A 23,653-nucleotide genomic window follows, 5' to 3' on the forward strand; every position below is an offset into this window, starting at 1 on the left:
CGCCGCCTCGCGCTGGGTTGGTTTTCGGTGCCGGGCTACATGCTCTGCGGGCCACGCGAGATGGCAGCTAATCCGGTGCGCACCACCTCGACCAGCCCCAGGGGCTGCATCAGCGCGATGAAGCTGTCGATCTTGGCCGGCTTGCCGGTAACTTCAAACACGAAGCTCTCCACCGATGCATCGACGATCTGGGCGCGGAAGGCATCGGCCAGCCGCAAAGTCTCGGCGCGGCGATCGCCCGATCCAGCCACTTTGATCAGTGCCAGTTCGCGCTCCAGCGAGGCGCCTTCCGCGGTCAGATCGTGCACCTTGTGCACCGGTACCAGCCGCTCCAGCTGCAGCTTGATCTGGGTCAGCGTCTTGGGCGTGGCGATGACGACAACGGTGATGCGACTAAGTCGGCGGCCATGTTCGGTTTCGCTGACGGTCAGGCTTTCGATATTGTAGCCACGGGCCGAGAACAGGCCAACCACACGAGCGAGAATGCCCGGCTCGTTGTCCACCAAAACCGAAAGCGTGTGGCGCTCGATTTCCTGGGTTTCCTTTGTCAGGAAGTAGGCCGAACCGGTCGGCTGAAGATGTGCGTTCATTTTCTTGGTCCTCAGTGGAGCCGTTTGTCGATCAGCCCCTCATTCCGCTGCATCAGCTGTCCAGCGGCGTAGAAGGGGTGGCGATCAAACCAGCTGCCGTCCCTTCTCGTCGATGATGGAGCCGATATTGGCCGTATCGGGCAGGATGATCTCATTGTGCGGCTTGCCCGAGGGAATCATGGGCAGGCAGTTCTCATCCTTTTCCACGATCACGTCGAACAGCACCGGGCCGTCATAGTCGAGCATTTCGGCAATTGCCGCATCGAGTTCGGCTGGGTTCGAGCAACGAATGCCCTTGCCACCATAGGCCTCGGCCAGCTTGACGAAATCGGGCAGCGATTCCGAATAGGAATGGGCATAGCGCGAGCCATGCAACAGATCCTGCCACTGCCGAACCATGCCCATGCGCTCATTGTTGAGGATGAAGATCTTGATCGGCAGCCGATACTGCACCGCAGTCGACAGTTCCTGCATGGTCATCTGCACGCTGGCTTCGCCGGCAATGTCGATAACCAGCGCATCGGGATGAGCCACCTGCACGCCGACCGCAGCCGGCAGGCCATAGCCCATGGTGCCAAGGCCACCTGAAGTCATCCAGTGGTTGGGCTTGTCGAAGTGAAAATACTGCGCCGCCCACATCTGGTGCTGGCCCACCTCGGTGGTGATGAACACTTCCTTGCCCTGCTTCTTGCTGGCCTCGCGCAGCCGCTCAATGGCGTATTGCGGTTTGATCACCGTGTCCGAATTCTTGTAGCCCAGCGATTTGACGGCGCGCCACGTCTCAATCTGCTTCCACCATGGGGCCAGCGCCTCGGTGCGCGGCTGATTGGTCTTGCTGCGCCAGACACGGACCATTTCGGACAACACCCGCTCACAATCGCCAATGATCGGCACGTCAACACGCACCACCTTGTTGATCGAACTTGGGTCGATATCGACATGGATCTTGCGGCTATCGGGCGAGAAGGCGTCGATCCGACCGGTAATGCGATCATCAAACCGCGCGCCGATATTGATCATCACGTCGCAGTCATGCATCGCCAGATTGGCTTCGTAAGTGCCGTGCATCCCCAGCATGCCCATCCACTGCGGATTGGACGCAGGAAATGCCCCCAGGCCCATCAGCGTCGAGGTCACCGGAAAGCCGGTCAATTCCGCCAGCTCACGCAAGCGCGCCGACGCCTCTGGGCCGGCATTGATCACGCCGCCGCCAGTATAGAAGATCGGCTTTTCGGCCTTGAGCATGAGATCGACAGCAGCTTCGATCGCTGCGGCATCGCCATCCATTTGCGGGCGGTAGCTCTGATGGCGCAGCGTATCGAGGTCAGGCTTGTAGTAGTCGCCCATGGCAAACTGGATATCCTTGGGGATATCGATCACCACCGGCCCGGGGCGACCGGTCGTGGCGATCAGAAAGGCCTCGTGCATGATGCGCGGCAGGTCTTCGATCCGCTTGACCAGGTAATTGTACTTGGTGCAGCTGCGGGTAATGCCGACCGTGTCGCACTCCTGGAAGGCGTCCGTTCCGATCAGCGTGGTGGGAACCTGCGCCGTGATGCAGACAAGGGGGATGGAGTCCATCAGCGCATCGGTGAGGCCGGTAACGGCGTTGGTCACACCGGGACCTGAGGTGACGAGCACCACGCCGGGCCTGCCGGTTGAGCGGGCATAACCTTCAGCCATGTGCGTCGCGCCCTGCTCATGCCGCACCAGAATGTGCTGGATGTCTTCCTGCTGGAACATCGCATCATAGATCGGCAGGGCGGCACCGCCCGGATAACCGAAAATATGCTTGACCCCTTGATCGGTCAGCGCCTGGATTACCATTTCCGCGCCGGTCATTCTTTCGGCCATCGTTCTAGTCCTTTTCCTCAGTCCATTGTCCTGACCCGGTCTCATAGTTGGCGGAAACCGGGCAATAAAAAAGGCCCCGTTCGGGACCTGTTTTCGGCGCACCAGCTATCGCGCGGGATGTTATCCCACGTTGCCGATGCGCCTACCTACTACGAGAATGAGTGCCCGCACGGGACCTCTCCTAAAAGAAATTCTGGTGGCATTGATAGGAGCAATTTTGCAAAGCTGTCAAGGCCCGCGCCGATCAGCCTGTCCAGTGCATGGATTTTCTTTGGGCGCACGCAATTGCGACAATGTGTGACAAAACGGTGGTTTTTCACACTGACAATGCTATTGCCCCCTCACACACCTCATGTGACGGATAGATGACAATGGCAAAGCCCGTGCTGGACAAGGACCTCAAGCGGGTCGCCGGTCTCGAACTCGCCACGCACGATCTGGCCCGCTCTCTTGCTGCCCCCGGCATCGCCCTGGTGTTTCTGCTGGCTGCTGCGGTCTGGGCCAGTTTCGTCGTAGCGGACGGCCCCACCAGTTATATGGTCGTCATCGCCGCCGTGATCGCTGGTTATATGGCGCTCAATGTGGGCGCCAATGACGTTGCCAACAATATGGGCCCCGCCGTGGGGTCAAAGGCGCTCACCATGCTGGGCGCCCTGCTTATTGCCGGGACCTTCGAGGCTGCTGGCGCCTTGCTGGCCGGTGGCGATGTGGTCAGCACCGTGGCGCAGGACCTGCTTATCGGCGATCAGCTCGATGGCGATACCTTTGTGCTGGTGATGATGGCGGCGCTGCTGGCGTCGGCGCTCTGGGTCAACCTGGCCACCATCATCGGCGCCCCCGTCTCCACCACGCACGCGGTCGTCGGTGGCGTTGTCGGCGCCGGTATTGCCTCGGCCGGCATTGGCTCGGTTGCCTGGCCCGTTATCGGCACCATCTCCCTCAGCTGGGTCGTTTCACCCGCGCTTGGCGGCTTGTTTGCCGCAATACTGCTGGCCTTTATTCGCGCCACCATCACCAAGCGTATCGACAAGATTTCTGCAGCCCGGGTCTGGGTGCCCATTCTGGTGGCATTGATGACTGGTGTCTTCGCCATGTATCTGGCCACCAAAGGCCTCAAGCGCATCTGGAGTCCAGGTCTGACCATGGTCTTGCTGCTGGGTCTGGGCTTCGCCGTACTGGGCTGGCTTGTGGCCATGCCACTGATCCGGCATCAGTCGCTGAAGATCGAGAACCGCACCAAACATATCGCCAAACTGTTCCGCCTGCCCCTGATCGTGGCCGCAGCATTGCTGTCATTTGCCCACGGTGCCAACGACGTAGCCAATGCCATCGGTCCGTTCGCCGCCATTGTCACGGCGGTGCAGACTGGCCACGCTCAATCGGCAGATATCACCTTGCCGCTGTGGGTGCTGCTGATCGGCGCTATCGGCATCGCGCTTGGGCTGGCCTTGTTCGGCCCCCGCCTGATCCGTACCGTCGGCGAACAGATCACCAAGCTCAATGAAATCCGCGCCTATTGCGTCGCGCTCTCGGCGGCCATCACCGTGTTGGCAGCGTCCGCCCTCGGCCTGCCAGTGTCATCGACCCACATCGCCGTCGGCGCCATATTCGGGGTCGGCTTTCTGCGCGAGTATGTTGCAATACGCGAGATGAAGGGTAACGCCGTGCCAGTGCAGGCGCGCTTCCTCGATCCAACCATGCTCAATGCCACGCCTGAAGAGGCATTGTCCAAGGACCGTCAACAGGCCGGTCGGCGTCTGGTGCGACGCCAGCACGTGTTGAGCATCGCCGCCGCCTGGGTCATCACCGTACCCGCATCGGCTGCACTTGCCGCCCTGGTGTTTCTCGTCCTTAATCTACTGATCGGCTGACTCAACCAAACCGCTTGGCCAGATCAAGCGCAATGCGGGCCAGTGCGGGGTCCGCCAGCAGCCGTTGGGCTTCCGATACCACCACCCAATGACGCAGCCGCTGCCCGCGCTCCTTCCACTGGTCGAGCTGGGTTTCTACCAGTAGCGGATAGATGTCGACATCCACCAGAGCCGAGCCATCAAGGTCCGATCCGGTGCGATAGCTGCCGATTGGGGTGTCTTCAATCTGGCCGACCACACCAGCTTCCTCAAGTGCTTCATGCGCAGCGCTTTGGCTGGCCGAAAGGCCCGGCTCGATGGCGCCCTTGGGAAAAATCCACCGGCCACTGCGCCGGGAGGTGATCAGCAGCATGCTGAGCCGACCATCCCGCAAGGCGTAGGGCAAGGCACCGACCTGCCGCTGTTCGGACGGAGTCTCGACCTTGGGACTCCAGTTACGCAGAAAATTCTTGATCATCGAAACCTTTGGCAGCGTCATCAGGGCGCAACATGGAGTCACTACGCCTGTGCCTATATCTGTATTCCGGCTGCCGCACCGAGAAATCCACCGGCACTACAAAAAAGGGCCCCAGCAGGGGGCCCCTCCAGAAACGCAGACGCTCTGCCTTAGCTGAGCAGGGTCAAATTGGTCGCCGACTCCTTGCCATCACGGCCGGTCTCGAGCTCATAGGTGACCTTATCGCCTTCATACAGGCCCTGCAGGCCCGAACGCTGCACGGCAGAGATATGGACGAAAGCATCCTTGCTGCCGTCTTCAGGAGAAATGAAGCCGAAGCCTTTGGTGGTATTGAAGAATTTTACAGTACCGGTAATGACAGCCATAGAACCTAGTCCTTGCGAGTGGTCGCCGCTAGCGCGGCTAAGGGTTGAAAACGGACCCAAAGTCAGGCCCGGCCTAACGATTCACAGATCAGGAGATAGCCAAGTTCCCGGAGCAAACCGGTCGATCAGATAGCGCGAGACAGTGTCGTAGAACCAAAATATGGCGGCTATCTCTCGCAATTTCAAGACGTTTCCTGCCCGTGACAACGCCCGGCCGCGGATTAGGTCCGGACCGAGCGTTCAGCGCCTGTCAGGCGCACCGCAGCATGGGGGGATGCTGCAGCTTTAACCTAACCCTTGGGGCAGGTGTCGTAATAACGGCGGCCATCGCGAAGTTCATAGACGCACTGATTGGTATAACCCGAGCGCTTGCCAACCAAGCTGCCAGCAGCAGCACCAACGACGCCGCCAACGCCAGCGCCAACGGCGGTGCTCAACACAGTGCCGCCTGCGGCCGCACCAACAATGGCGCCAGCACCAGCACCGACAGCAGCGCCTTGCTGCGTGGTCGTGCAGGCTGCGAGCGAGAGACAGGTAGCGGCGATAATCAAGATCTTGTGCATGTAACCCTCCGAGGAAATCTCACAGGCCATAATGCGCGGTCCGGCAGATGGTTCCAGTGCAATTTCAATTAGATTGCTTTAATCCCCACGCACCTGCGACCGCAATGGTCAGCCAGCCCAAGATCATCACCCCGCCGCCCAGCGGCGCCGCACCGGGAAACAGCCCCTGCCCCATCCATTCGCGCACGCCGAGATCGGCGGCAAACACTAGCGTGCCACCTGCCAGGAACAACCCGGCAATTCGCAACAACTTGCCCCGACCCAGCAACCCCAATGCCAGCAGCACCGGCCCATGGGCCAGACAGATCGCCGCCAGCGCGGCCAGATTGCGTGACTCCCCACCATGGGAAGATGCCGCCGCTGCCATCACCCCACTCATCCCGGCCAGACCAGCGGCCAGGATCAGAATGCGGGCGCCTCTATCATTTTTTTCGTCCATAGCCTGCTCCTCAGCGCTGCCAGCAACCGCCCCTTCCGCCGCCCTGCGGTTTCGGCTAGAGCAGACCTTGCGAGTAGGACATTTTTTCATGACTGAGCAAGTAACAGGTGCGCCAGGACCGGCCGCCCGGAAAATTGCCCCGGCCTCGACCTGGGGTGCGGAACTGCGCGCCATGTTTACCCTGGCTTGGCCGCTGGTCATCGCCCAATTGGCGCAAAACGCCCTCACCACCACTGATGTGATCATGACGGGCTGGCTCGGCCCCGATTTTCTGGCTGCCGGCACGCTGGCCACCACCTTTCTGATGCCATTTCTGGTGGGCGGTATCGGCATTGTCGGCGCCGTGGCGCCGCTCGTTGCACAGGCGCGCGGCGCACGCGACATCAAGGCGGTTCGCCGTGTTGTCCGGCAGGGCATGTGGGCGGCCATTCTGATTGCCGCAGTGCTGGTGCCCTTCCTCTGGCAAATCAAACCCATCTTTGCCGCGCTCGGTCAGGACCCCGCAATCACCCTGATGTCAGAACAATATATCCAGACCGCGGTCTGGATGCTGTTCCCGGCGCTGGCCATCATCGCCCTGCGCTCCCTGCTATCGGCCTTTGACTCAACCCGGATCATCCTGCTGATTACCGTCGGGGGCGTCGTGTTCAACGCGGCGCTCAACTACGCGCTGATTTTTGGGAATTTCGGCTTTCCGCGCCTCGAATTGCGCGGCTCGGCCGTCGCCACCGTGCTGACCAATGCGCTGATGTTCGGCCTGATGCTGCTCTATGTGTTGCGCCACCGCCGCTTCAAGCGTTTCAACATCATGATCCGCTTCTGGAAGCCCGATTGGCCACGCTTCCGCCAAATCTTCCGGATTGGCACGCCGATCGGCCTGACTGTGCTGGCCGAAGTGGGGCTCTTCACCGCCGCCGCGCTGCTGATGGGCCTGCTGGGCACCGATGAAGTGGCCGCCCACGCCGTGGCCCTGCAAAGTGCTTCGATGGCATTCATGGTGCCGCTGGGCCTGGGCATTGCCGCCACGGTGCGGGTTGGCGTCGCCTATGGGCGGACCGACCCTGAAGGGGTGCGCAAGGCCGGCTGGACCGCCTTTGCTCTGGGCACCGGTTTCATGACCCTGAGCTGCATTGTGTTTCTGACAATGGGCCCAGTCATCGTCTCATGGTTCCTCGACCCGCGTTCGGCCGCCAATGCCAATGCGCTCGGTCTGGCCGCCACATTCCTCGTGGTTGCCGGCTTCTTCCAGATTGTAGATGGCGCGCAGGTTGTGGCCGCCCATGCCCTGCGCGGCTTGAGCGACACCAAAGTGCCGATGGTTATCGCCATTGTCGGCTATTGGCTCATCGGCCTGCCCGTTGCCTATTTCCTGGGGTTTGAACTGGGCTGGCGCGGCGTTGGCATCTGGCTGGGCCTGGCGGCGGGGCTGGGTAGCGTCGCCGTGGTGCTGGTCGCCCGCTTTGCCATGCGCGAGCGCCTCGGGCTGATGCGCACCATGGCCTAATCCGGCGCGCGCCGGGGCCAGTCGCCAAACCGGTTGCGAAACCAGGTTCGCTGCCGCTTGGCGTATTGCTGGGTAGCAATGGTGGCTAGCGCAACGGCCTCATCGCGCGTCCTGGTGCCATCGAGCCAGTCGCCAATCTCGCGCACGCCGATCGCCTTGCTCACCGGCAGGTGGGAGTCTAGATCGAGCCCCCGCAGGGCCTGCACTTCCTCGACCGCGCCGCCGCTGAACATCGCGGCAAAGCGCTCGGCAATCCGGGCGCGCAACACATCGCGTTCGGGGTCCAGCACCAGGCGCTCGACTTCAAACCCTTCCAGTCCACCAGCCTGCTTGTCATCCTGAAAGCTCGACAACGTCCGCCCGGTGGCGCGCTTGACCGCCAGCGCCCGGATCAGACGCTGCGGATCGACCACCTTGAGCCGTGCCGCCGCGACCGGGTCCTCGCGCAGCAACAGCGCCAATCGTTGTGCACCATCAAGATCCTCAATCTCCTGTTGAACCTGAACTGCAATTTTGGCCGGGACGTCGGGAATGTCAGCGAAACCATTGAGCAGCGCATCGAAATAGAGCCCGGTGCCGCCAACGAAAAACAGCGGGGCATCGCCTGTCTGATTGATAACGCTGTGCACCGCCGTGAGCCACTGTCCGGTCGAAAACCGGACCGCCGCCGGCACCGTGCCATAGAGGCGATGGTCGGCCTGTGCCACCTCATCCTGCCCGGGCCTGGCCGTCACCACGCGCAAGGTGTCATAGACCTGCATGGAGTCAGTGTTGACGATCACGCCACCCTGCTCGCGCGCCATGGCCAGCGCTAGCGCCGACTTGCCGCTGGCAGTCGGACCCGCTATCAGAACGGCGCGCCTGCGGCCCGTCACGCGTATCCTCCCAGAGTATTGCTCATGCCCGTTCTTTGCCTCATCACCAATCCCACCGATTCCGAACTCGACCCGGTGCTGGCCGCTGCAGTGGTGCAGGAAACCGGCGGCGAACTCAACTGGCTCGACCACGGCATTGCCTGCGAGATCATCGAGCCTGAGTCAACCGAAGCGCTGAACCTGGCCCGTCAGGTCATCGGCACGGCCAAGGTCGACGCCGTGCTGGTCCCCACCGAGGGCCGCCGCAAACCGATCCTGATCGCCGACATGGATTCCACCATGATCAACGAGGAGTGCATCGACGAACTCGCCGCTGCCCTGGGGATCAAGGACCAGGTCGCCGATATCACCGATCGAACCATGCGCGGCGAACTCGACTTCGCTGCCGCACTTGATACCCGCGTCGCCCTGCTCAAGGGGCTGGAGCGCAAGGTGATCGAAGAGGTCCGCCGCGAGCGGATCACCCTGGCCCCCGGCGGCCGCGCCCTGATCCAGACCATGAAAGCCTATGGCGCCTATACCGCCCTGGTGTCGGGTGGCTTCACCTATTTTGCCGATTTCTTCGCCAAGCGCATCGGCTTTGATGAAGCTGTCGCCAATGTGCTCGAGTTTGACGGCGATCGCCTCACCGGCACCGTCGCCAAGCCCATTGTCGACAAGGCAACCAAACGCGAACGGCTGATCGCCCTGGCCAGCGAACGCAATGTCCCGCTCAACCGCACCATGGCCGTGGGTGATGGCGCCAACGACCTGGAGATGATCGCCATTGCCGGCTTTGGCGTCGCGCTGCATGCCAAGCCCGCGGTCGCTGCCCAGGCAGACATTCGCATCGACCATGGCGACCTGACCGCCCTGCTCTATCTGCAGGGCTATACCGATGAAGACATCGTCCGCTAACCCATTCGATACCACCAGCAGACAGCAAAAAGCCGGCGCAGTTGACTGCGCCGGCTTTTCAATTCTTGCAGCCGAGCCTGGCTACTGCGCGGGCGCCGGTGCCTCGACAGGCGATGGGGTAGCCGACGGAACGCTACCCTCGGCAGGCGCTTCAGCCGGAGCGGGTACCTCGGTGCCCACGGTTGGGGTCAACTCCGAGCCATCCTCCAGCGTCATGCTGGGGGCCGTTGTCTCTTCAATGCCCAACCCATCCAACGCCGGCTCATTGCTCACTGGCGCCGTCAGTGGCGCTGCAGTCGGCTGGATCGGTGCAGCAAGGTTGGCGGCTGCTTCTGGCAGGGTGCCATCGGAACCGAAGTAGCTGAAGAACGCGCTATCTGGTGACAGCACCATGGTGGTCCCTGTGCCGGGCAGTGCGGTTATATAGGCCTGCATGGAACGGTAGAATTCAAAGAATTCCGGGTTCTGGCCATAGGCCGCCGCAAACAGCCGGTTTCGCTCGGCATCACCCGTACCGCGGATGATTTCCGCATCACGGGTCGCCGCCGCCACGATCTCGACCGACTGACGGTCGGCGATAGCGCGCAGCGACTGGGCCTGTTCCTGACCACGAGCCCGCAGCAATGCGGCCTCGGCCAGACGTTCAGCCCGCATGCGTTCGAACGTGGTTGCCGACACGTCGGCGTCCAGGTCGGTGCGCAGGATCCGCACATCGACCACGTCGATGCCCAGACGCGCCAGATCCGGGCGGATCAGGTCACGCACTTCCTGCATCATCTGCGCGCGCTGTTCAGACAGCGCGGCGTTGAACTCACGCAGGCCGTAGACTTCGCGCAGAGCCGAGTCGAGGCTGGCCCCGATGCGGTCTTCGGCCACCGACAACTGGCCCGTGGCCCGTTCGCGGAACAGCCGTGCATCAGAGATACGATAGGTCAGGAAGGCATCGACCTGATAAAAGGCGTTGCCGGAAACCTGTACGCGCATATTGGCGATGTCATAGCGCAGCAGACGATCTTCGATGATCTGTACGCTGTCCACGACATCGGTCGGGACCTTGAAATAGATGCCCGGTTCAGTGCGCACGTCGGTGATTTGACCGAAGCGCATGACGATGGCTTGCTCGCGTTCGTCCACGATATAGATCGAGGAGAACACGATATAGAGTGCCGCAAGGACGATAGCGCCCAGGATGATGAGACGGTTTTGCATGACTTAGTTCCCCGTCGTCGTCGTCGGAGTGGTCTTGGGACCCGAACGCAGTTCAGGCAGCGGCAAGTAGGGCACGACACCATTGCCGTTGGCGCCGTTTTCGATCAGCACCTTTTCAGAACCACCCAGCACCTGCTCCATGGTTTCCAGATATAGCCGCTTGCGCGTCACATCTGGTGCATTGACGTATTCGGCATAGACAGCGTTGAAGCGCTGCGATTCACCGGTTGCTTCCTGCACCACACGGTTGGTGTAGGCTGCCGCGTCTTCCCGCAGCGCCGCCGCCCGGCCACGGGCATCGCCGAGCAGGGTATTGGCATAGGACCGCGCTTCTTCCTGCAGACGCGTCTCGTCCTGGCGCGCACGCTGGACTTCGTTAAACGCGTCAATCACCTCGGCAGGCGGACCGGCATTTTCGATCAGCACCTGACCGACATTCACGCCCAGCTCATAGCTTTCCAGGATGCCCTGTGTGATCGACAGCACCTCGGCTGACACACCACTACGATCGTCACTGTAAATATCCTGGGCGGGACGGCGGCCAACCACTTCGCGCATGGCGCTTTCAGCAGCGAAACGCACCATGGATTCCTGGTCGCGCACGTTGAACAGATATTGTACCGGATTGTCGATGGCCCAGAACACCGAGAACTGAACGCTGACGATGTTCTGATCGCCCGAAAGCATCAGCCCTTCGCTCGATCCGGACGCATTGTTGCGTGCCGTGCCACTGGATTCCGAAGCACCGATCTGGGTCTGATTGACGGTTGTCACCGCCCGCTCGACAGTCTCCACTGGCCAGAACAGGAAATGCAGACCCGGCATGGACAGTTCAGGCTTCGGCGCGCCAAAGCGCAGCTCAACGCCAACTTCCTGTGGATCGATGGTGTAAACTGAATTCAACCCCCAGAACGCGATCAACGCCAGGGCGCCGCCGATCAGCGCCCAGCGCCCACCAGGCAACCCACCGCTGAACTGGTCGCGGCCGCGATTGAGAATGTCTTCGAGATTGGGTGTGTTACCGCCACCAGGACGCCGGGGACCACCGCCACCACCGCCGGGTGCCTGCCCCCAGGGACCGCCAGTATTGCGGCCACCCCCGCCTCCATTATTCTCCCACGGCATTGCGTCCCTTTCGGATAATCATTTCGTCGTTGCGCCCTTATATAGGCAAGCACTCCGCGCGATCAATGCGCAGCGGCGTTACGTCGCTTATACACGTTAATGCGGTAGCTGGCTTCGTCCCTGGGATTCGGCGTTACCTCGGGCTGCTCCGCCACCTCCCAGATCGTCGGATCGATCGGCGGAAATTCTACATCGCCTTGCGGCGCCAAGTCGATATGAGAGATGTACAGTCGATCAGCCCGGCCCATCATCTGCGCATAAATATCCCCGCCACCGATGATCACGATCTCGTCAGCGCCGTCGCGTTCGGCGATGTCGCGCGCCGCATCCAGCGCCGCATCCAGACTGGCGACGACCACCACCCCTTGAGGCTGATACCCATCCTGCCGGGTCACCACGATATTGGTGCGCCCCGGCAGCGGCTTGCCCACCGTCTCAAATTGCTTGCGGCCCATGATCATCGGCTTGCCCAGCGTCGTGCGCTTGAACCAGGCAAAATCGGATGGAATATGCCAGGGGATGGTCTGATCGCCGCCGATCACCCCATTCTTGGCCACTGCGGCAATCATGGCGATGGGAATGCTCATGGCGTACCCAGCTTGATCAAATCGGCGCCCTCGACGCGCACCTTGGTCCACTCATCCTGCATTACCCCGCCCTGCGCCTGATAAAAGGCGATTGAGGGTTCGTTCCAGTTCAGCACCCACCACTCGAACCGTCCCAACCCTTCGGCAACGCAACGCTGAGCCAGATGGCCAAGCAGCGCCTTGCCCAGACCTTTGCCGCGCAGTGCCGGCTCAACATAGAGATCTTCCAGCCAGATACCGTGTCGACCCTGAAAGGTCGAATAGGTGTAGAACCACAGCGCGAAGCCCACCGGCCGGCCGTCCCACTCGGCAATTTCGCAGAACACCTTGGGGTCGGCACCAAACAGATCACGGGCAATATCAGCCTCACTCGCCGTGGCCTCGTGGCTCAGCTTCTCATAGGCGGCCAGCGCCGCCACGAACGACACAATCAGGCCTTCATCGCCCGTTTGAGCGGGGCGGATCGTTAGGGTCATGGCGCGTCCAGCAAGCGATTGAGAATGAGAATATTGAGTTCCTGCTGCGGCCAGAAGTTCTCCTTGACCATCTCGAAGGTCGTCGGGCCGATTTTACGCACCCCCTCGCCACAGAAGGAAACGAGATTTTTTGGATCACCCTTGTCGATCACCAGGCGGAATTTCTCAATGCCGTTGCCGCCCCAATTGCCGCCAGTAGTCAAAATGTAGGAGATCCAGCTTTCGCTGAACGGCGCCGACCATGGCTCATCCGGGTTGACCAGGGTCTTGCGCACCGCGCTGACAAATCCTGCATCGGTGCAGTATTTTTCCGCATAGTCGCGCGCCGGATCATAGCCGTCCGTGGCTTCGGACAAAAAGCTGACCCCCACCGTGCCGCCGACGCTCGGCCGATAGGTATGGACAACCTCCACCGTCTGCCCAGCCGGAAAATTGGCCTCCCAGGTATAGGTGGCCCGATAGGTCCAGGCCGGAAAGTAGTGCGTGGTCATGCCGCTGCCATCGTCATATTCATCGGGCGTCAGCAGGCCCAGATGCAGCAATTGGCCCCGTGTCTCATCGCCGAGCGCATCGGTGACGGCGCTGGCCGCTGCGCTGATCGGCACCAGCGGCAGGTCCAACTGCCGCAGCAACTTGGTTCGGTCCACGCCCAGTGCATAGGCATATTCATGCAGCGTCGCTTCTACGGGCTGACCATCAAATGTCGTGGTGAATTCAAACAGATTGTCATCCGGCCCCTGCGGAAACGCGACAGGCGAATAGATCGAGGGCACGATGTCGGGCATCGGGAACGCCACCAGCACGCTCTGATCCTCGGCCCCGTCATTGCGGAACTGATACACCACCCGGATTTCATCGGCCGAGATGAACAACTCTTCGCTGGCCATGACGATGTCCGGATTGGTCACGAATTCCAGCCCGCCTGTCGTCAGCACTGCGGAGGTATCATTGCCCAGCGCCGGCAGCGCGGCAGCCAGAACCGCCGCGATCACACAAAATGACTTCATGATCATTCTCCCAAACGGCCTATTGCTCGAAACCCGAATGCCAGACACTGGTTTTCTTCGGCAAGACGTCAGGCTGATTTCGGACCTATCTAGCCTGTTCTACGCCTGCTGCGGAAGATGCTGGAACCATTTACGGGCCAGCGCGGCATCGAGGTCGATCCGGTTGTTGCGGGCAAACAGCAGCAGCATGGCCAGCACGTCTGCGGCTTCGTCTGCCATCGCAAGACGCAGATCCGCCGGTGTGGCGCCCTTCAGCCGGCCGCGGCCGGACAGTTTGAGATACTCGGCGGTCAATTCACCGAGCTCCTCCTGCAGCTTGAGCAGGTACCAGTCATCATCGCGCGCAATGTCGTTGCGCTGTGCGTAGATGTCGGAAACCCGCGTCACCAAATCGCTGAGCACCGGCAGGTCGCGGCTCATACCGAAATCGGCGCCTTGATGCCCGGGTGCGGATCATAGCCTTCAAAGGAAAAATCCTCGAACGCAAAGTCTTCCAGTCGGGTCACCGCGGGATTGAGCACCAGCCTCGGCAGCGGCCGCGGCTCGCGCGTCAGCTGCAATTGCGCTTGCTCGAAATGATTTGAATACAGATGCGCATCGCCAAGCGTGTGCACGAAATCGCCGACCTCAAGCCCGGTCACCTGCGCCACCATATGGGTCAGCAGCGCATAGGAGGCGATGTTGAATGGCACGCCCAGAAATGTGTCGGCCGAGCGCTGATAGAGCTGACAGCTCAGTTTGCCATTGGCGACATAGAACTGGAACAGGCAGTGGCACGGCGGCAGTGCCATATTGTCGACTTCCGCCGGATTCCAGGCGGAAACGATATGGCGTCGAGAATCCGGATTATTCCTGATCGAGTTCACGACCTGCGCCAGCTGGTCAATCTTGCGGCCATCCGGCGCCGGCCAGCTGCGCCATTGCGAGCCATAGACCGGTCCGAGATCGCCGTTCTCGTCGGCCCATTCGTCCCAGATCTTGACCCCATGCTCCTGCAGCCAGCGCACATTGGTCTCGCCGCGAATGAACCACAGGAGTTCATAGATGATGGATTTCAGATGCAGCTTCTTGGTGGTCAGCAGCGGAAAGCCCGCGCTGAGATCAAACCGCATCTGATAGCCGAACAGGCTGCGCGTACCGGTGCCGGTGCGGTCGGACTTGTCGGCCCCAGTTTCCAGGATATCGGCGAGTAGCTTGAGATAGGGCTGCATGGCTTATCTGATACGACGATTCGGCCTGGGCTTCGACCAGTGATCGCAGGCAAATTCGGTAGGTGAATACCGTGAAAACTCATGACATGTCGTGTCAGCAGTGCTTCCATAGCCTGTCTGGACAACGGCAGAAGGAGGCAGTCATGTCCATTGTACATCTCAACCCCGCAGGAATGTACCAGAGCCCGGTTTTCTCACAAGGCATCATCCTGCCGGCGGGCGCCCGCACCCTGCTGATCGGGGGCCAGAATGGCGTCAACGCCAGGGGCGAAATTGTTGGCAAGGGCGATGTCGCCAGACAGACGGAACAGGCGCTGAGCAATCTGCAAATGGTTCTTGCCGCCGCTGGTGCAAGGCTTGAGGACCTGGTCAAGGTAACCATCATCATGCAACAGGACATCGACCTGAACGCGGCCTTCGGGGCCTGGATTGCCGTGTGGGGGACCAGAGGCAATCCGCCGACCGTAACCGCGCTGCGGGTTGTGGGCCTTGCCAATCCGGACTTCCTGATCGAAATCGAGGCTCAGGCAGTTCTGCCATGAGCCCGGTCCTGCGCCCCTTGCGCAAACGCGAGGAAATGCCCGATTTCGTTGCTGAAGCCCTCGATGCCCGGGGGCTGCGCCCTGCCTATGATGCCCGCCCGCCCTATCAACGCAATGATTACCTGCTCTGGATAAACAAGGTGAAGCGCGAAGAGACCAGGCAGCGGCACCTCGCCCAGATGCTGGACGAACTCGAAGCGGGCAAGGTCTATATGGGCATGTCGTGGAACGGCTAATCCGCGCGCCCGGAAAGGGAGCCTATTTCGCCCCCGGGGCATCCCCCGTACGATCCTGAACCAGCCGCATCAACAGCTCAATCTGCTCCTGCTGCTTGGTCAGCAATGTCCGGAGATCATCGTCACGCAGCCGGTCGAGCTTGTCGTGCAGCGCCATGATCTCGATCTCGGCCTTGAGGTTGCACTCATAGTCGTGGCTGGTGACCAGGCGGTCCTTGGCCGACTGGCGGTTCTGGCTCATCATGATCACCGGCGCCTGCACCGCTGCCAGCATCGACAGCACCAGGTTGAGAAAGATGAAGGGATAGGGATCGGGCGCTTCGCCGCGCCACGCCAGATTGGCGGCCACCCAGGTCAGCAGCAACGCGCCGAAAATAATCAGAAATGTCCAGGAGCCACCAAAACTGGCCACGCCATCAGCCAGTCGCTGCCCAAAGGTAGCGCCCTCGTCGAACAACTCGCTGGCATCCTCGGCCAGGGTATGTTGGCCCAGGGCCCGCTGCAGCACCTTCCGCTCGCGCTCATCAAGCGCCGTCTCGCCCTTGCCGAGAAAGCGCTCCGCCGCATGCACCAGTTTGTCAGTCGCGTTGTTTGCCATGCCAGCCTCACCAGGATTTGCACGCGCCATTCTATATTACATTCGCCCCTGGCGCGACGCCGCGCGGCTACGCCTCGAACAGACTGCACCGACGAAGAATGGCCCATTGCTCATGCGAGCCTGCAATGGAGCGCTGGCGACAAACGCATAGCCACCTGGCGATACCAGATTGAATGGCAGCCCCGGTGGGGCCGCCAAAAAGCGGCTAAACGGCGGCCTGAAACAACCGCCCCTGCAACAGCGATGTCCCGCGCTGGCGACCAGAGAGTTTGGCCAGGCCAAGCACTGCCAGATCGATCAACGGTTCAAGTACGATCACGAGCAGATAGGCGGCGCCAAAGCTGGCGGTAGCGGCCAGGTTTTGCGCACCAAGCCCGCCGCCATAGAGCGACCAGAAGGCCACCCATGCCACAGTGCCCCCCTGATAGGCGCTCGACAGCATCAGCGCCTGACCATAGCCCACATCCTTGTAGGCAGTCGCCTCGGGAATGATGCGTTTGGCCAGGAATGTCATGGCAAACAGCGGCACGATCAGCGTCGTGACGTTCATGCCATATTGCGGCAGATCGAAGGGCGCAAAGAACAGACCCTGCAACAGCAACCCCATGGCAAGACCAAGCCCGGCCGCGCCAGCGCCAAAAATCAGGAACAGGGTGGAGCCCAGGATGAGATGGACTTCCGAGACGCCCACCGCATGATGCGGAAAGACCTCGAAAAAGCTGAACACCAGCGCCGTGGTGGCCAAGGTGCGCAGGGCCAGTGCGGTTGCCCCGTCCCTGTGGATGGTATCCAGCGCCATTTTTGCGGCCAGACCGAAAGATCCGGCGGCAGTGGCATAGCTCAGCGTAATTTTGGCACCGTCGACGATGCCTGGTTCGATATGCATGATGTCTCCTCTCCGCACCCACCGTGCGGCATGCTGTGATCAATGAGCGCGGACGCGCTCGCGGTGATGGCAGGTCTCCTGGCTCACGGATAATCGGCACGCGCCTTCCCGACATGGCGTCAGTGGCATCTTGCGTGCCGCAAACCGTTTACAGTTGCGGGGGCAGCCACGGTCTTGGCTCCTGTTGGATACGCCGCACCGTGTTCCCTTTTCATCCACCTTGCGCTTGCACAGGTGGAAACCATCGGGTCAAAACTACCAACGGACAATTGCTTGCACAAGCACGATGCGGAGTTAACCCGCTCGCGATATGCCCATTTTCCTGCCAGACGGCGGCGCTGGCCACAAAAAACACCCACCACGCATTTGCATACCGTCCGTACCGCGCCTATATAGAAACTGCTCGCAAGAGCTATGGCGATAAATTGTCATCGTAATAAACCATTCGGACCCGGGGGCAGTACCCGGCGCCTCCACCATCTACTCCCCTTAGGGGCAGCCAATGGGGGCGAAACAGGATCGACGAGGGTGTAAAAGGTGTGCTTTTGCTCGGTGAGGTACCACCGTTATCGGTCCGAAACTTATAGTTGCAAATGACAACCATAAGGCTCCAGTCGCTCTCGCTGCGTAAGCAGTGCTAGCATTGGGAAACTAAGTCCTCCACTCCTAGCCGGGTGACAGGCGGGGTTCGCAGGCACCTGGCAACAGAAGCCTGCACTTTCATTCATTTGCTGGGCAGTTAACACCTTTAATCCTTGAATTCTCATGGAACGTAAGGCTGATATGGGCTGTTCGGGATTCTATCTCTCTGCACCGGAAGGGTGACCATGGCCGAAGACCACATGCGCTACGATATTCTCGCTCAGGAAGCCCTGCGCGGCGTCGTGCGCAAGGTACTGGCTGAAGTCGCCAAGACCGGCCTGCCGGGCGAGCATCACTTCTTCATTTCCTTCCTCACCCGCGCGCCGGGTGTGCGCCTGAGCGAGAAATTGCTCGGCCAGTACGAAAAGGAAATGACCATCGTCATCCAGAATCAGTATTGGGACCTCAAGGTGACCGAGACTGGTTTCGAGGTCGGCCTGTCGTTTGACGGCATCCCCGAAACGCTGGTGATCCCCTTTCCGGCGGTCAAAGGCTTCTTTGATCCATCGGTGCAGTTCGGCCTGCAGTTTGATCCGCAGACTGCGCCGGGGGCCGATGAGGTCGAAGACGCCGACGACAATGCAGTTGAATCCGCCGCAGGCGAGGACAGCGGCGACGAGGAAAAGTCCGGCGAAAAGGTCGTCAGCCTCGACGCATTCCGCAAGAAGCCCTGACCCCCGCTGATGGACAAACGATCCCTGTCCATCGCCGGGCACCGCACCTCGATTGCACTCGAGCCCGAGTTCTGGGCGGCGCTTGAACAGATGGCCGCCGAAACCGGGCAAACCATGACTGCCCTGATCTGCTCCATCGACGCCAATCGACAGACTACCAATCTGTCATCGGCGGCGCGCTTGGCCGTGCTCGGCTGGTATCAGGCCAAGACGGCCCCAGAAACCCACCCCTAAAATAGCGGCGCTAGCGGCAGCGTCAGGTCGATTGGCCCATCAATCACCGGGTTATCGCCCGGCGCTGGCTGCTGCTGTCGCTGCACTTGTTGCTCCTGCCGCTGCGTGTCCGCTTCGCTGGGCTGTTGCGCTGCAGCTTCAGCGGCCGCCCGCGCCGCTTCCTCAGCCGCGGCCTCTTCCGCGAGGCGTGCAGCCTCTGCCGCTGCGCGTTGCCGTTGTTCCTCGATCAACCGGTTGCGCGCTTCAGCCGCAGCGCGCTGCCGCGCGGCGTCCTCAGCCCGCAGGGCTTCGAGACGATCCACTTCCAGCTCATTGGCCCGCACCTGGATGGCGGCCACGATTTCGTCGAGATCAAGCCACGATACCGGCGCCAACAGCGTGCCGCTGATCCGGTTGAAAATCCGTGCAGTCTCGCTCCTGATTAGTCCATTGTCATCGGCAAGTCCGCTCGGCATCAGGGCAAAATCACCACTCAGGTCAAGCGTGCCAAGATCGAGATTGAGATCGCCGGCCAGACGGGCGCCCGCCCCCTCGACAATGAAATTGGTCAGGCGCAGCACGCCCCCGGCAATGGTGAAGGCCCCGGCGGCTTTGGGTGCGACGAAATCGCCCTGCTCCAGCCCCATCCCGATAACCGCCCGCAAATCATCTGCACTCATGTTCAGGGCGTCTTCCAACCCGGCCAGCGTGGGGAACACGGCGGGCGACATCTGCGCCACCACAAAATCGGCCAGCGTGACATTGCCTTCGCCGGCCAGCACCTTGGCCATTTCGGCCAGGCTGGCACCCGTCGCGTTGACCTGCACACCGCCGGTCAGCGTTCCCGCCATTGCCCGCATCACCGCCGGCGGCGCGACTGCTGCGATGGCGACATCCCCAAGGCTCAGCCGCCCGCTCACCGTCTTGTCGCTTAGAGGACCCGCGCAGCACACCGTCAGGTCGAGATTGGCCATACCCGCTCCCAGAACCGCCTCAAACCGGGCCAGCCGCAGTCGCGTTTCGTCCCAGACCAGCTCAAAGCTGGTAGCGCCCCATCGCTCGCTGCCAGCAGCGGTCACCGCTTGCGCTGTCACCGCCACCGTGCCCCGCGTCGTCCGCGCCTCTTCGCCAATGCTGATCGGCCCCTCGGGCCAAACCGCACCACCACTGACCATGCCCGCCCGGCCAAACAATGTCGTTGCCAACCCCTCCACCGAGACAGATCCAAGGTCGATGGCGCCGCTCAACACAGCCCCGTCGCTGCTGCCGGTCAGGCTCAATGCACCGCTAAACGCGCTCTCGCCCGAGCGTCCCCTAATTTCGGTCAACCGCGCCAGACGCCCGCCCTCAAAGTGCAGCTTGGCCTCGGCGCTGGCCGGCGGCAGGCTGATCCCCGGCGCGCCAATGATCTGCGCCAATCCGCCGGCGTCGGCCAAGGCGATTTCAAGCCAGCCAGTACCCTGCACCTCGCCAGCCTCGCTGGTGACCAGATTGCCCGAGAAGCCGACAAATTCATCGCCCGCACTGAGATTGATCCGGCTGTCCAGGCTGTTGCCGGGCGCGCCTTCCAGCCTCAGGCTGACCATCATGGCATCATCTTGGAACAGCGGCACCGGCCCCAGGCCAAGCTGTTCGCTCAGCGCCACTGAATCGTCGGTCTCCAGCGTCGCCGTCAGTCGCAACGGCGCGACGGCCAGGCGGGCCAGACCACCATCGAGTTGTGCCCGCAAATCCAGCTTGGCCGCGCCCGCCGTGCCGTCAACAGTCAGCACCTGTGCATCGCCACCCTCACCCGGCGTCAGATCGAGCAGCACCTCTGCCGGTGCCGAACGCGCCAGAAATTCCCGCCATTCCGGCGGCGTACCCGCCAGATCATACAGCCCCGCCAGCGCTGGCGCCGTGGCAGCATCGATCCGCACCCGCCCGGAGCCGGACAATTCGGGGGCTGCCATTGTGCCGCTGGCCTGCAGCGTGGCGTCAAATCCCAGCCCGCCCCAATCGCCGGCCGATAGCCGCGTGAAGCTCAGCGCCGTTGCACTCCACTGCCCCTCTGCCACCAGCGCCGAGCCGTCATGGCCCAGCACCCGCGCATTCTGACCGGTCAGCGAAAAACTGCCTTCGGGAAAGCTGATGCCAAAGCGCGGCTCGGCCATGCCATTGGGCAGCAGCGCCGCCAGCACGGCGCTCCCCTGGGCGCCGAGATCGGCAAATTGCCCCACCACATCAAGCCGCTTCTCTTCACCAAACCCCAACCGCAGCTCGACGCCATGCGCCGCCCCGTTCAGCGTCAGCTGGCCTTCGCTCACCCGCAGGGCATCGCCGGTCAACATCACCTTGCCGGCCAGCGCCCCGGCCTGGTTGAATAGCGCATTGTCCTCACCCGGCTTGCGCCAGAGGTGGACCAGACCGTCCAGCCGGGCGCTGCTCAGACTGAACTGGCCACGGAACGCTGGATGATCGGCCTCCCCGGTCAACTCGCCTGCTGCCCGCACCGTCGTCTCACCCGGCAGCTGGCCGATGAACTGCTCGATTGTCCACACCTGGCCATCTGTGCTGGCGTCCAGCCGCACATCGCGCAGCGCGAAGCCGCGCAACCCCACTTCGGCCAGATCAATCCCGACCCGCCCCGGCAGGGCCGGGATCAGCGGTGCGGGCAGTTCCGCCAGCAGCCGCACTGCCTCATAGGGCTTGGCGCTGGCATCTTCCTTGGCATCGCGCGGCGGCAGCGAAAACACCCCACCCGAGACCACGGCGTCAAAACTCAGCCGCGCGCCCAGCTGGATGCTCGCGGCGCCGGTCAGGCGCGTGCCCGCCCGGTTCTGGTCCGGCTGCAACGTATAGCCGGTGAGCACGATGCGATCGGTTGAGCCGATCACCTTGCTCTCCAGCACCAGATCACCGCGGATGTCGTCGGCCTTGTCAGCGATCGGCGGGGTCTGCCGATAGGTCATCGTACCATCAAATTTCGGCGCGATCCCGGGGGTCAACAGGCCTTCAGTACTCAGCGAAAACGCCCCGCTATCCGGCTGCACGAAGGCCGACACCCGGGTCACTCCTGCGCCATCGACCTGCGACGAATTCAGCCGCAACCCATAGCGCTCATCGCGATAGACCCCGCTCCCTTGAAACTGAAACGGCCCCGCAAAGCTCGACAGTCGCAATTCGCCATCAATATCACTGGCCACGAAATTGCGATCCAGCCGCCTATCCATCAGGCGGATCGTGCCATCGACAATGCTGGCTTGGGCCAGAGCGACGCCACCCCCTGCCGCCGCCACGCTGACGCCACTGCCGAACAGGCCGCTTTCATCAATGCTGAAGTCAATTACCGGTCCGCGCAGCACCAGCCGGGTCACATCGTAATTGTCGCGCAGGAAGTCCATCAGCGAGAACTCGACCTCAACGCTGTCCACCGTTGCCGCCGGCTCTTCGGACGAGCCCACCAGCACATCGCTGAAGTTCAGCCGCGGCTGCGGCAGCAGGGCGAACGCGATCTCGCCGCGAATGGTCACCGGCGTGCCAAGAACACCAGTCGCCAGCGCCTCCATGCGGCTGCGATAATCTGCCCAGTGGATCAGATAGGGCGCGATAAACGCGCTGCTGAGCACGATGATCGCCAGCATGCCAACAATGATGTAGATGCGGTTCAGCACAGCGCGTGGGTCATCCGGATTGAAGCGCCAGAGTGTAGGCAAGCGCCGCCCGGGCGCAACCCCGCCGCGCTATTGAATACACGCCAGAACCCACCCCGCTGCCATTTCCTCGGATTCGCACTATCCACGACGACCAATGGCCGGTCCCGCAGGACCGGCCATCCGCTAATGCCTTGATCGAGACGTTACAGCGCGCCGATCGACCAGAACATGGTCTCGCCCGAGCTGTCGTCGACACCGTCATTGTCGGTCACGGCAAAGCCTTCGCCGCTGGCGTCGATGGCAAAGCCTTCGACCTTGTCGAGCACATAGCCGCCGGTCGAGGTCAGGTCCGGCACGAAGTCGCGCACCAGCGTCTTGGTGACCGTGGTCAGTTCGCCACCCAGGGCGCCCGGCACCAGTTCGGCAACCGGCACGCTATAGAGCGCCTTGAGCACGGCCTTGCTGCCAATCTGATTGTCACGCTCGACGATATAGACCAGCTCGCCATGCGCAGTAATTTCCGAAAGGCCGACCCAGCCGCCTTCGGCGGGGGCCTCAAGCGGATAGTTGACGGCACCCCATTCGCCAGAAGCGGGATTGTAGGACACCAGCTTGACCACGCCCTTGGCGTCGTTCTTCCACTCGCGCTGCATGGCGATCCACAGCGTCGTCTCGTCGCCGGTGCCGACCACGGTGACGCCTTCGGCGCCAAAGCGGATTTCCTCGGCCAGCAGTTCGGCCGGGAACGGCACTTCCTTGGCGATTTCGCCATCCGCATCGACGCGGTAGAGCGCGTGTGGGATCAACCGGTCGCTGCGGCCTTCCGAGGCCAGCCAGAACCCGCCTTCGCCATCAAGGGCAATGCCTTCAAGATCGAGCTTCTGGGCCGGGTTGCCATTGCGGGTCACCAAAGTCTTGGCGGTGATGCGGGCGGGCTTGGCGGTCGCGTCGATAGTGTAGATCGCCGGCTGATTGCCCAGGAAGCTGTCGGACACGCCATAGAGCATGCCGGGCTTTTCGGCATCGGCAACCAGACCCGACAGGGCGACCCAACCCAGTGGGCGGCCATCGGCATCAAGGTCGCTCATGATGTGCGGATAGCTCGGAGCCTCGGCTTCGGCCAGCTCATAGATCATGACATGGGAGCGGGCTGCGCCATCGGCGCCCAGGTCCTTCTCATTGGCGGTGATGAAGAGG

Annotated in this window: 25 protein-coding genes, 1 other RNA gene and 1 riboswitch; of the genes, 8 read left to right on the forward strand and 18 right to left on the reverse strand. The window is 61.9% G+C overall.

Annotation, left to right across the window (positions count from 1 at the left end; genetic code table 11):
- Positions 1 to 35: 35 nt before the first annotated feature.
- The gene (gene ilvN / locus Q8O80_RS17000; RefSeq protein WP_305581411.1) at positions 36 to 590 is read right to left on the reverse strand and encodes an acetolactate synthase small subunit; all 555 of its coding nucleotides are present in this window, start codon (positions 588 to 590) and stop codon (positions 36 to 38) included.
- Positions 591 to 674: 84 nt separating this feature from the next.
- Positions 675 to 2,444, reverse strand: coding sequence for an acetolactate synthase 3 large subunit (locus Q8O80_RS17005; RefSeq protein WP_305581413.1), 1,770 nt, complete (start codon positions 2,442 to 2,444; stop codon positions 675 to 677).
- Positions 2,445 to 2,815: 371 nt separating this feature from the next.
- Here Q8O80_RS17005 and Q8O80_RS17010 point away from each other — a divergent pair, with 371 nt between their 5' ends.
- Positions 2,816 to 4,315 (forward strand): inorganic phosphate transporter, encoded by a 1,500-nt coding sequence (locus Q8O80_RS17010; protein WP_305581415.1) that lies wholly within the window; start codon positions 2,816 to 2,818, stop codon positions 4,313 to 4,315.
- A gap of 1 nt (position 4,316) precedes the next feature.
- Here the strand turns inward: Q8O80_RS17010 and Q8O80_RS17015 are convergent, their stop codons facing one another.
- The 4 genes from Q8O80_RS17015 to Q8O80_RS17030 form a co-directional block, all read right to left on the reverse strand.
- Positions 4,317 to 4,793 (reverse strand): NUDIX hydrolase, encoded by a 477-nt coding sequence (locus Q8O80_RS17015; RefSeq protein ID WP_305581417.1) that lies wholly within the window; start codon positions 4,791 to 4,793, stop codon positions 4,317 to 4,319.
- Between the two features lie 128 nt (positions 4,794 to 4,921).
- A complete protein-coding gene (locus Q8O80_RS17020) occupies positions 4,922 to 5,137 on the reverse strand; it encodes a cold-shock protein (RefSeq protein ID WP_305581419.1) in 216 nt (71 codons plus the stop codon).
- Positions 5,138 to 5,427: 290 nt separating this feature from the next.
- Positions 5,428 to 5,700 (reverse strand): YMGG-like glycine zipper-containing protein, encoded by a 273-nt coding sequence (locus Q8O80_RS17025; protein WP_305581421.1) that lies wholly within the window; start codon positions 5,698 to 5,700, stop codon positions 5,428 to 5,430.
- A 64-nt stretch (positions 5,701 to 5,764) separates the two neighbouring features.
- Positions 5,765 to 6,139, reverse strand: coding sequence for a DUF423 domain-containing protein (locus tag Q8O80_RS17030; RefSeq protein ID WP_305581423.1), 375 nt, complete (start codon positions 6,137 to 6,139; stop codon positions 5,765 to 5,767).
- Positions 6,140 to 6,227: 88 nt separating this feature from the next.
- On the opposite strand from Q8O80_RS17030, the gene Q8O80_RS17035 reads away from it, so the two are divergent.
- Positions 6,228 to 7,643, forward strand: coding sequence for an MATE family efflux transporter (locus Q8O80_RS17035; RefSeq protein ID WP_305581425.1), 1,416 nt, complete (start codon positions 6,228 to 6,230; stop codon positions 7,641 to 7,643).
- Here Q8O80_RS17035 and miaA read toward each other — a convergent pair.
- Positions 7,640 to 8,524, reverse strand: coding sequence for a tRNA (adenosine(37)-N6)-dimethylallyltransferase MiaA (miaA, locus tag Q8O80_RS17040; RefSeq protein ID WP_305581461.1), 885 nt, complete (start codon positions 8,522 to 8,524; stop codon positions 7,640 to 7,642). The two genes, Q8O80_RS17035 and miaA, sit on opposite strands and share 4 nt — an antisense overlap.
- A gap of 18 nt (positions 8,525 to 8,542) precedes the next feature.
- Between miaA and serB the strand changes: the two genes are divergently transcribed.
- Positions 8,543 to 9,415 carry a phosphoserine phosphatase SerB gene (gene serB, locus Q8O80_RS17045; RefSeq protein ID WP_305581427.1) on the forward strand — a complete coding sequence of 291 codons (873 nt, stop codon included), beginning with the start codon at positions 8,543 to 8,545 and terminating at the stop codon, positions 9,413 to 9,415.
- Between the two features lie 81 nt (positions 9,416 to 9,496).
- Here the strand turns inward: serB and Q8O80_RS17050 are convergent, their stop codons facing one another.
- The 7 genes from Q8O80_RS17050 to Q8O80_RS17080 form a co-directional block, all read right to left on the reverse strand.
- A complete protein-coding gene (locus Q8O80_RS17050) occupies positions 9,497 to 10,624 on the reverse strand; it encodes an SPFH domain-containing protein (protein WP_305581429.1) in 1,128 nt (375 codons plus the stop codon).
- Positions 10,625 to 10,627: 3 nt separating this feature from the next.
- Positions 10,628 to 11,749, reverse strand: coding sequence for an FtsH protease activity modulator HflK (gene hflK / locus Q8O80_RS17055; protein WP_305581431.1), 1,122 nt, complete (start codon positions 11,747 to 11,749; stop codon positions 10,628 to 10,630).
- A gap of 62 nt (positions 11,750 to 11,811) precedes the next feature.
- Complete coding sequence (locus Q8O80_RS17060; RefSeq protein WP_305581433.1) at positions 11,812 to 12,318, reverse strand: dihydrofolate reductase; 507 nt, start codon at positions 12,316 to 12,318, stop codon at positions 11,812 to 11,814.
- A 14-nt stretch (positions 12,319 to 12,332) separates the two neighbouring features.
- Positions 12,333 to 12,812: a GNAT family N-acetyltransferase gene (locus Q8O80_RS17065; protein WP_305581435.1), complete on the reverse strand. Its 480-nt coding sequence runs from the start codon at positions 12,810 to 12,812 to the stop codon at positions 12,333 to 12,335.
- Positions 12,809 to 13,819: a DUF4424 domain-containing protein gene (locus Q8O80_RS17070; RefSeq protein ID WP_305581437.1), complete on the reverse strand. Its 1,011-nt coding sequence runs from the start codon at positions 13,817 to 13,819 to the stop codon at positions 12,809 to 12,811. The genes Q8O80_RS17065 and Q8O80_RS17070 overlap by 4 nt, the downstream gene beginning before the upstream one ends.
- Positions 13,820 to 13,918: 99 nt before the next feature.
- Positions 13,919 to 14,239 carry a hypothetical protein gene (locus tag Q8O80_RS17075; protein WP_305581439.1) on the reverse strand — a complete coding sequence of 107 codons (321 nt, stop codon included), beginning with the start codon at positions 14,237 to 14,239 and terminating at the stop codon, positions 13,919 to 13,921.
- Positions 14,236 to 15,030, reverse strand: a complete 795-nt coding sequence (locus tag Q8O80_RS17080) for a thymidylate synthase (RefSeq protein ID WP_305581441.1) — start codon at positions 15,028 to 15,030, stop codon at positions 14,236 to 14,238. The genes Q8O80_RS17075 and Q8O80_RS17080 overlap by 4 nt, the downstream gene beginning before the upstream one ends.
- 143 nt (positions 15,031 to 15,173) lie before the next feature.
- On the opposite strand from Q8O80_RS17080, the gene Q8O80_RS17085 reads away from it, so the two are divergent.
- Entirely contained in the window at positions 15,174 to 15,572 is a 399-nt protein-coding gene (locus Q8O80_RS17085) for a RidA family protein (RefSeq protein ID WP_305581443.1), read from the forward strand.
- Positions 15,569 to 15,808 carry a YdeI/OmpD-associated family protein gene (locus Q8O80_RS17090; protein ID WP_305581445.1) on the forward strand — a complete coding sequence of 80 codons (240 nt, stop codon included), beginning with the start codon at positions 15,569 to 15,571 and terminating at the stop codon, positions 15,806 to 15,808. Before Q8O80_RS17085 ends, Q8O80_RS17090 begins: the two co-directional genes overlap by 4 nt.
- Before the next feature lie 22 nt (positions 15,809 to 15,830).
- On the opposite strand, the gene Q8O80_RS17095 is transcribed toward Q8O80_RS17090, so the two are convergent.
- Complete coding sequence (locus Q8O80_RS17095) at positions 15,831 to 16,406, reverse strand: DUF1003 domain-containing protein (RefSeq protein ID WP_305581447.1); 576 nt, start codon at positions 16,404 to 16,406, stop codon at positions 15,831 to 15,833.
- Between the two features lie 205 nt (positions 16,407 to 16,611).
- Entirely contained in the window at positions 16,612 to 17,292 is a 681-nt protein-coding gene (locus Q8O80_RS17100) for an energy-coupling factor ABC transporter permease (protein ID WP_305581449.1), read from the reverse strand.
- 50 nt (positions 17,293 to 17,342) lie between these two features.
- Positions 17,343 to 17,553, reverse strand: a riboswitch (cobalamin riboswitch).
- Between the two features lie 101 nt (positions 17,554 to 17,654).
- On the opposite strand from Q8O80_RS17100, the gene ssrA reads away from it, so the two are divergent.
- From ssrA to Q8O80_RS17115, 3 genes are all read left to right on the forward strand, one after another.
- Positions 17,655 to 18,011, forward strand: a transfer-messenger RNA (tmRNA) gene (gene ssrA, locus Q8O80_RS17105).
- A 108-nt stretch (positions 18,012 to 18,119) separates the two neighbouring features.
- Entirely contained in the window at positions 18,120 to 18,608 is a 489-nt protein-coding gene (locus tag Q8O80_RS17110; RefSeq protein ID WP_305581451.1) for an SspB family protein, read from the forward strand.
- 9 nt (positions 18,609 to 18,617) lie between these two features.
- Positions 18,618 to 18,842 carry a ribbon-helix-helix domain-containing protein gene (locus tag Q8O80_RS17115; protein ID WP_305581453.1) on the forward strand — a complete coding sequence of 75 codons (225 nt, stop codon included), beginning with the start codon at positions 18,618 to 18,620 and terminating at the stop codon, positions 18,840 to 18,842.
- Here Q8O80_RS17115 and Q8O80_RS17120 read toward each other — a convergent pair.
- Both Q8O80_RS17120 and Q8O80_RS17125 read right to left on the reverse strand, forming a co-directional pair.
- Positions 18,839 to 22,516: an AsmA family protein gene (locus Q8O80_RS17120; protein ID WP_305581455.1), complete on the reverse strand. Its 3,678-nt coding sequence runs from the start codon at positions 22,514 to 22,516 to the stop codon at positions 18,839 to 18,841. The genes Q8O80_RS17115 and Q8O80_RS17120 overlap by 4 nt on opposite strands.
- Before the next feature lie 143 nt (positions 22,517 to 22,659).
- The coding region (locus Q8O80_RS17125) for an esterase-like activity of phytase family protein (RefSeq protein WP_305581457.1) at positions 22,660 to 23,653 on the reverse strand (994 nt) is incomplete at its 5' end.

It is taken from the genome of Devosia sp. (genome assembly GCF_030689745.1).
Classification (GTDB): Bacteria; Pseudomonadota; Alphaproteobacteria; order Rhizobiales; family Devosiaceae; genus Devosia; species Devosia alba.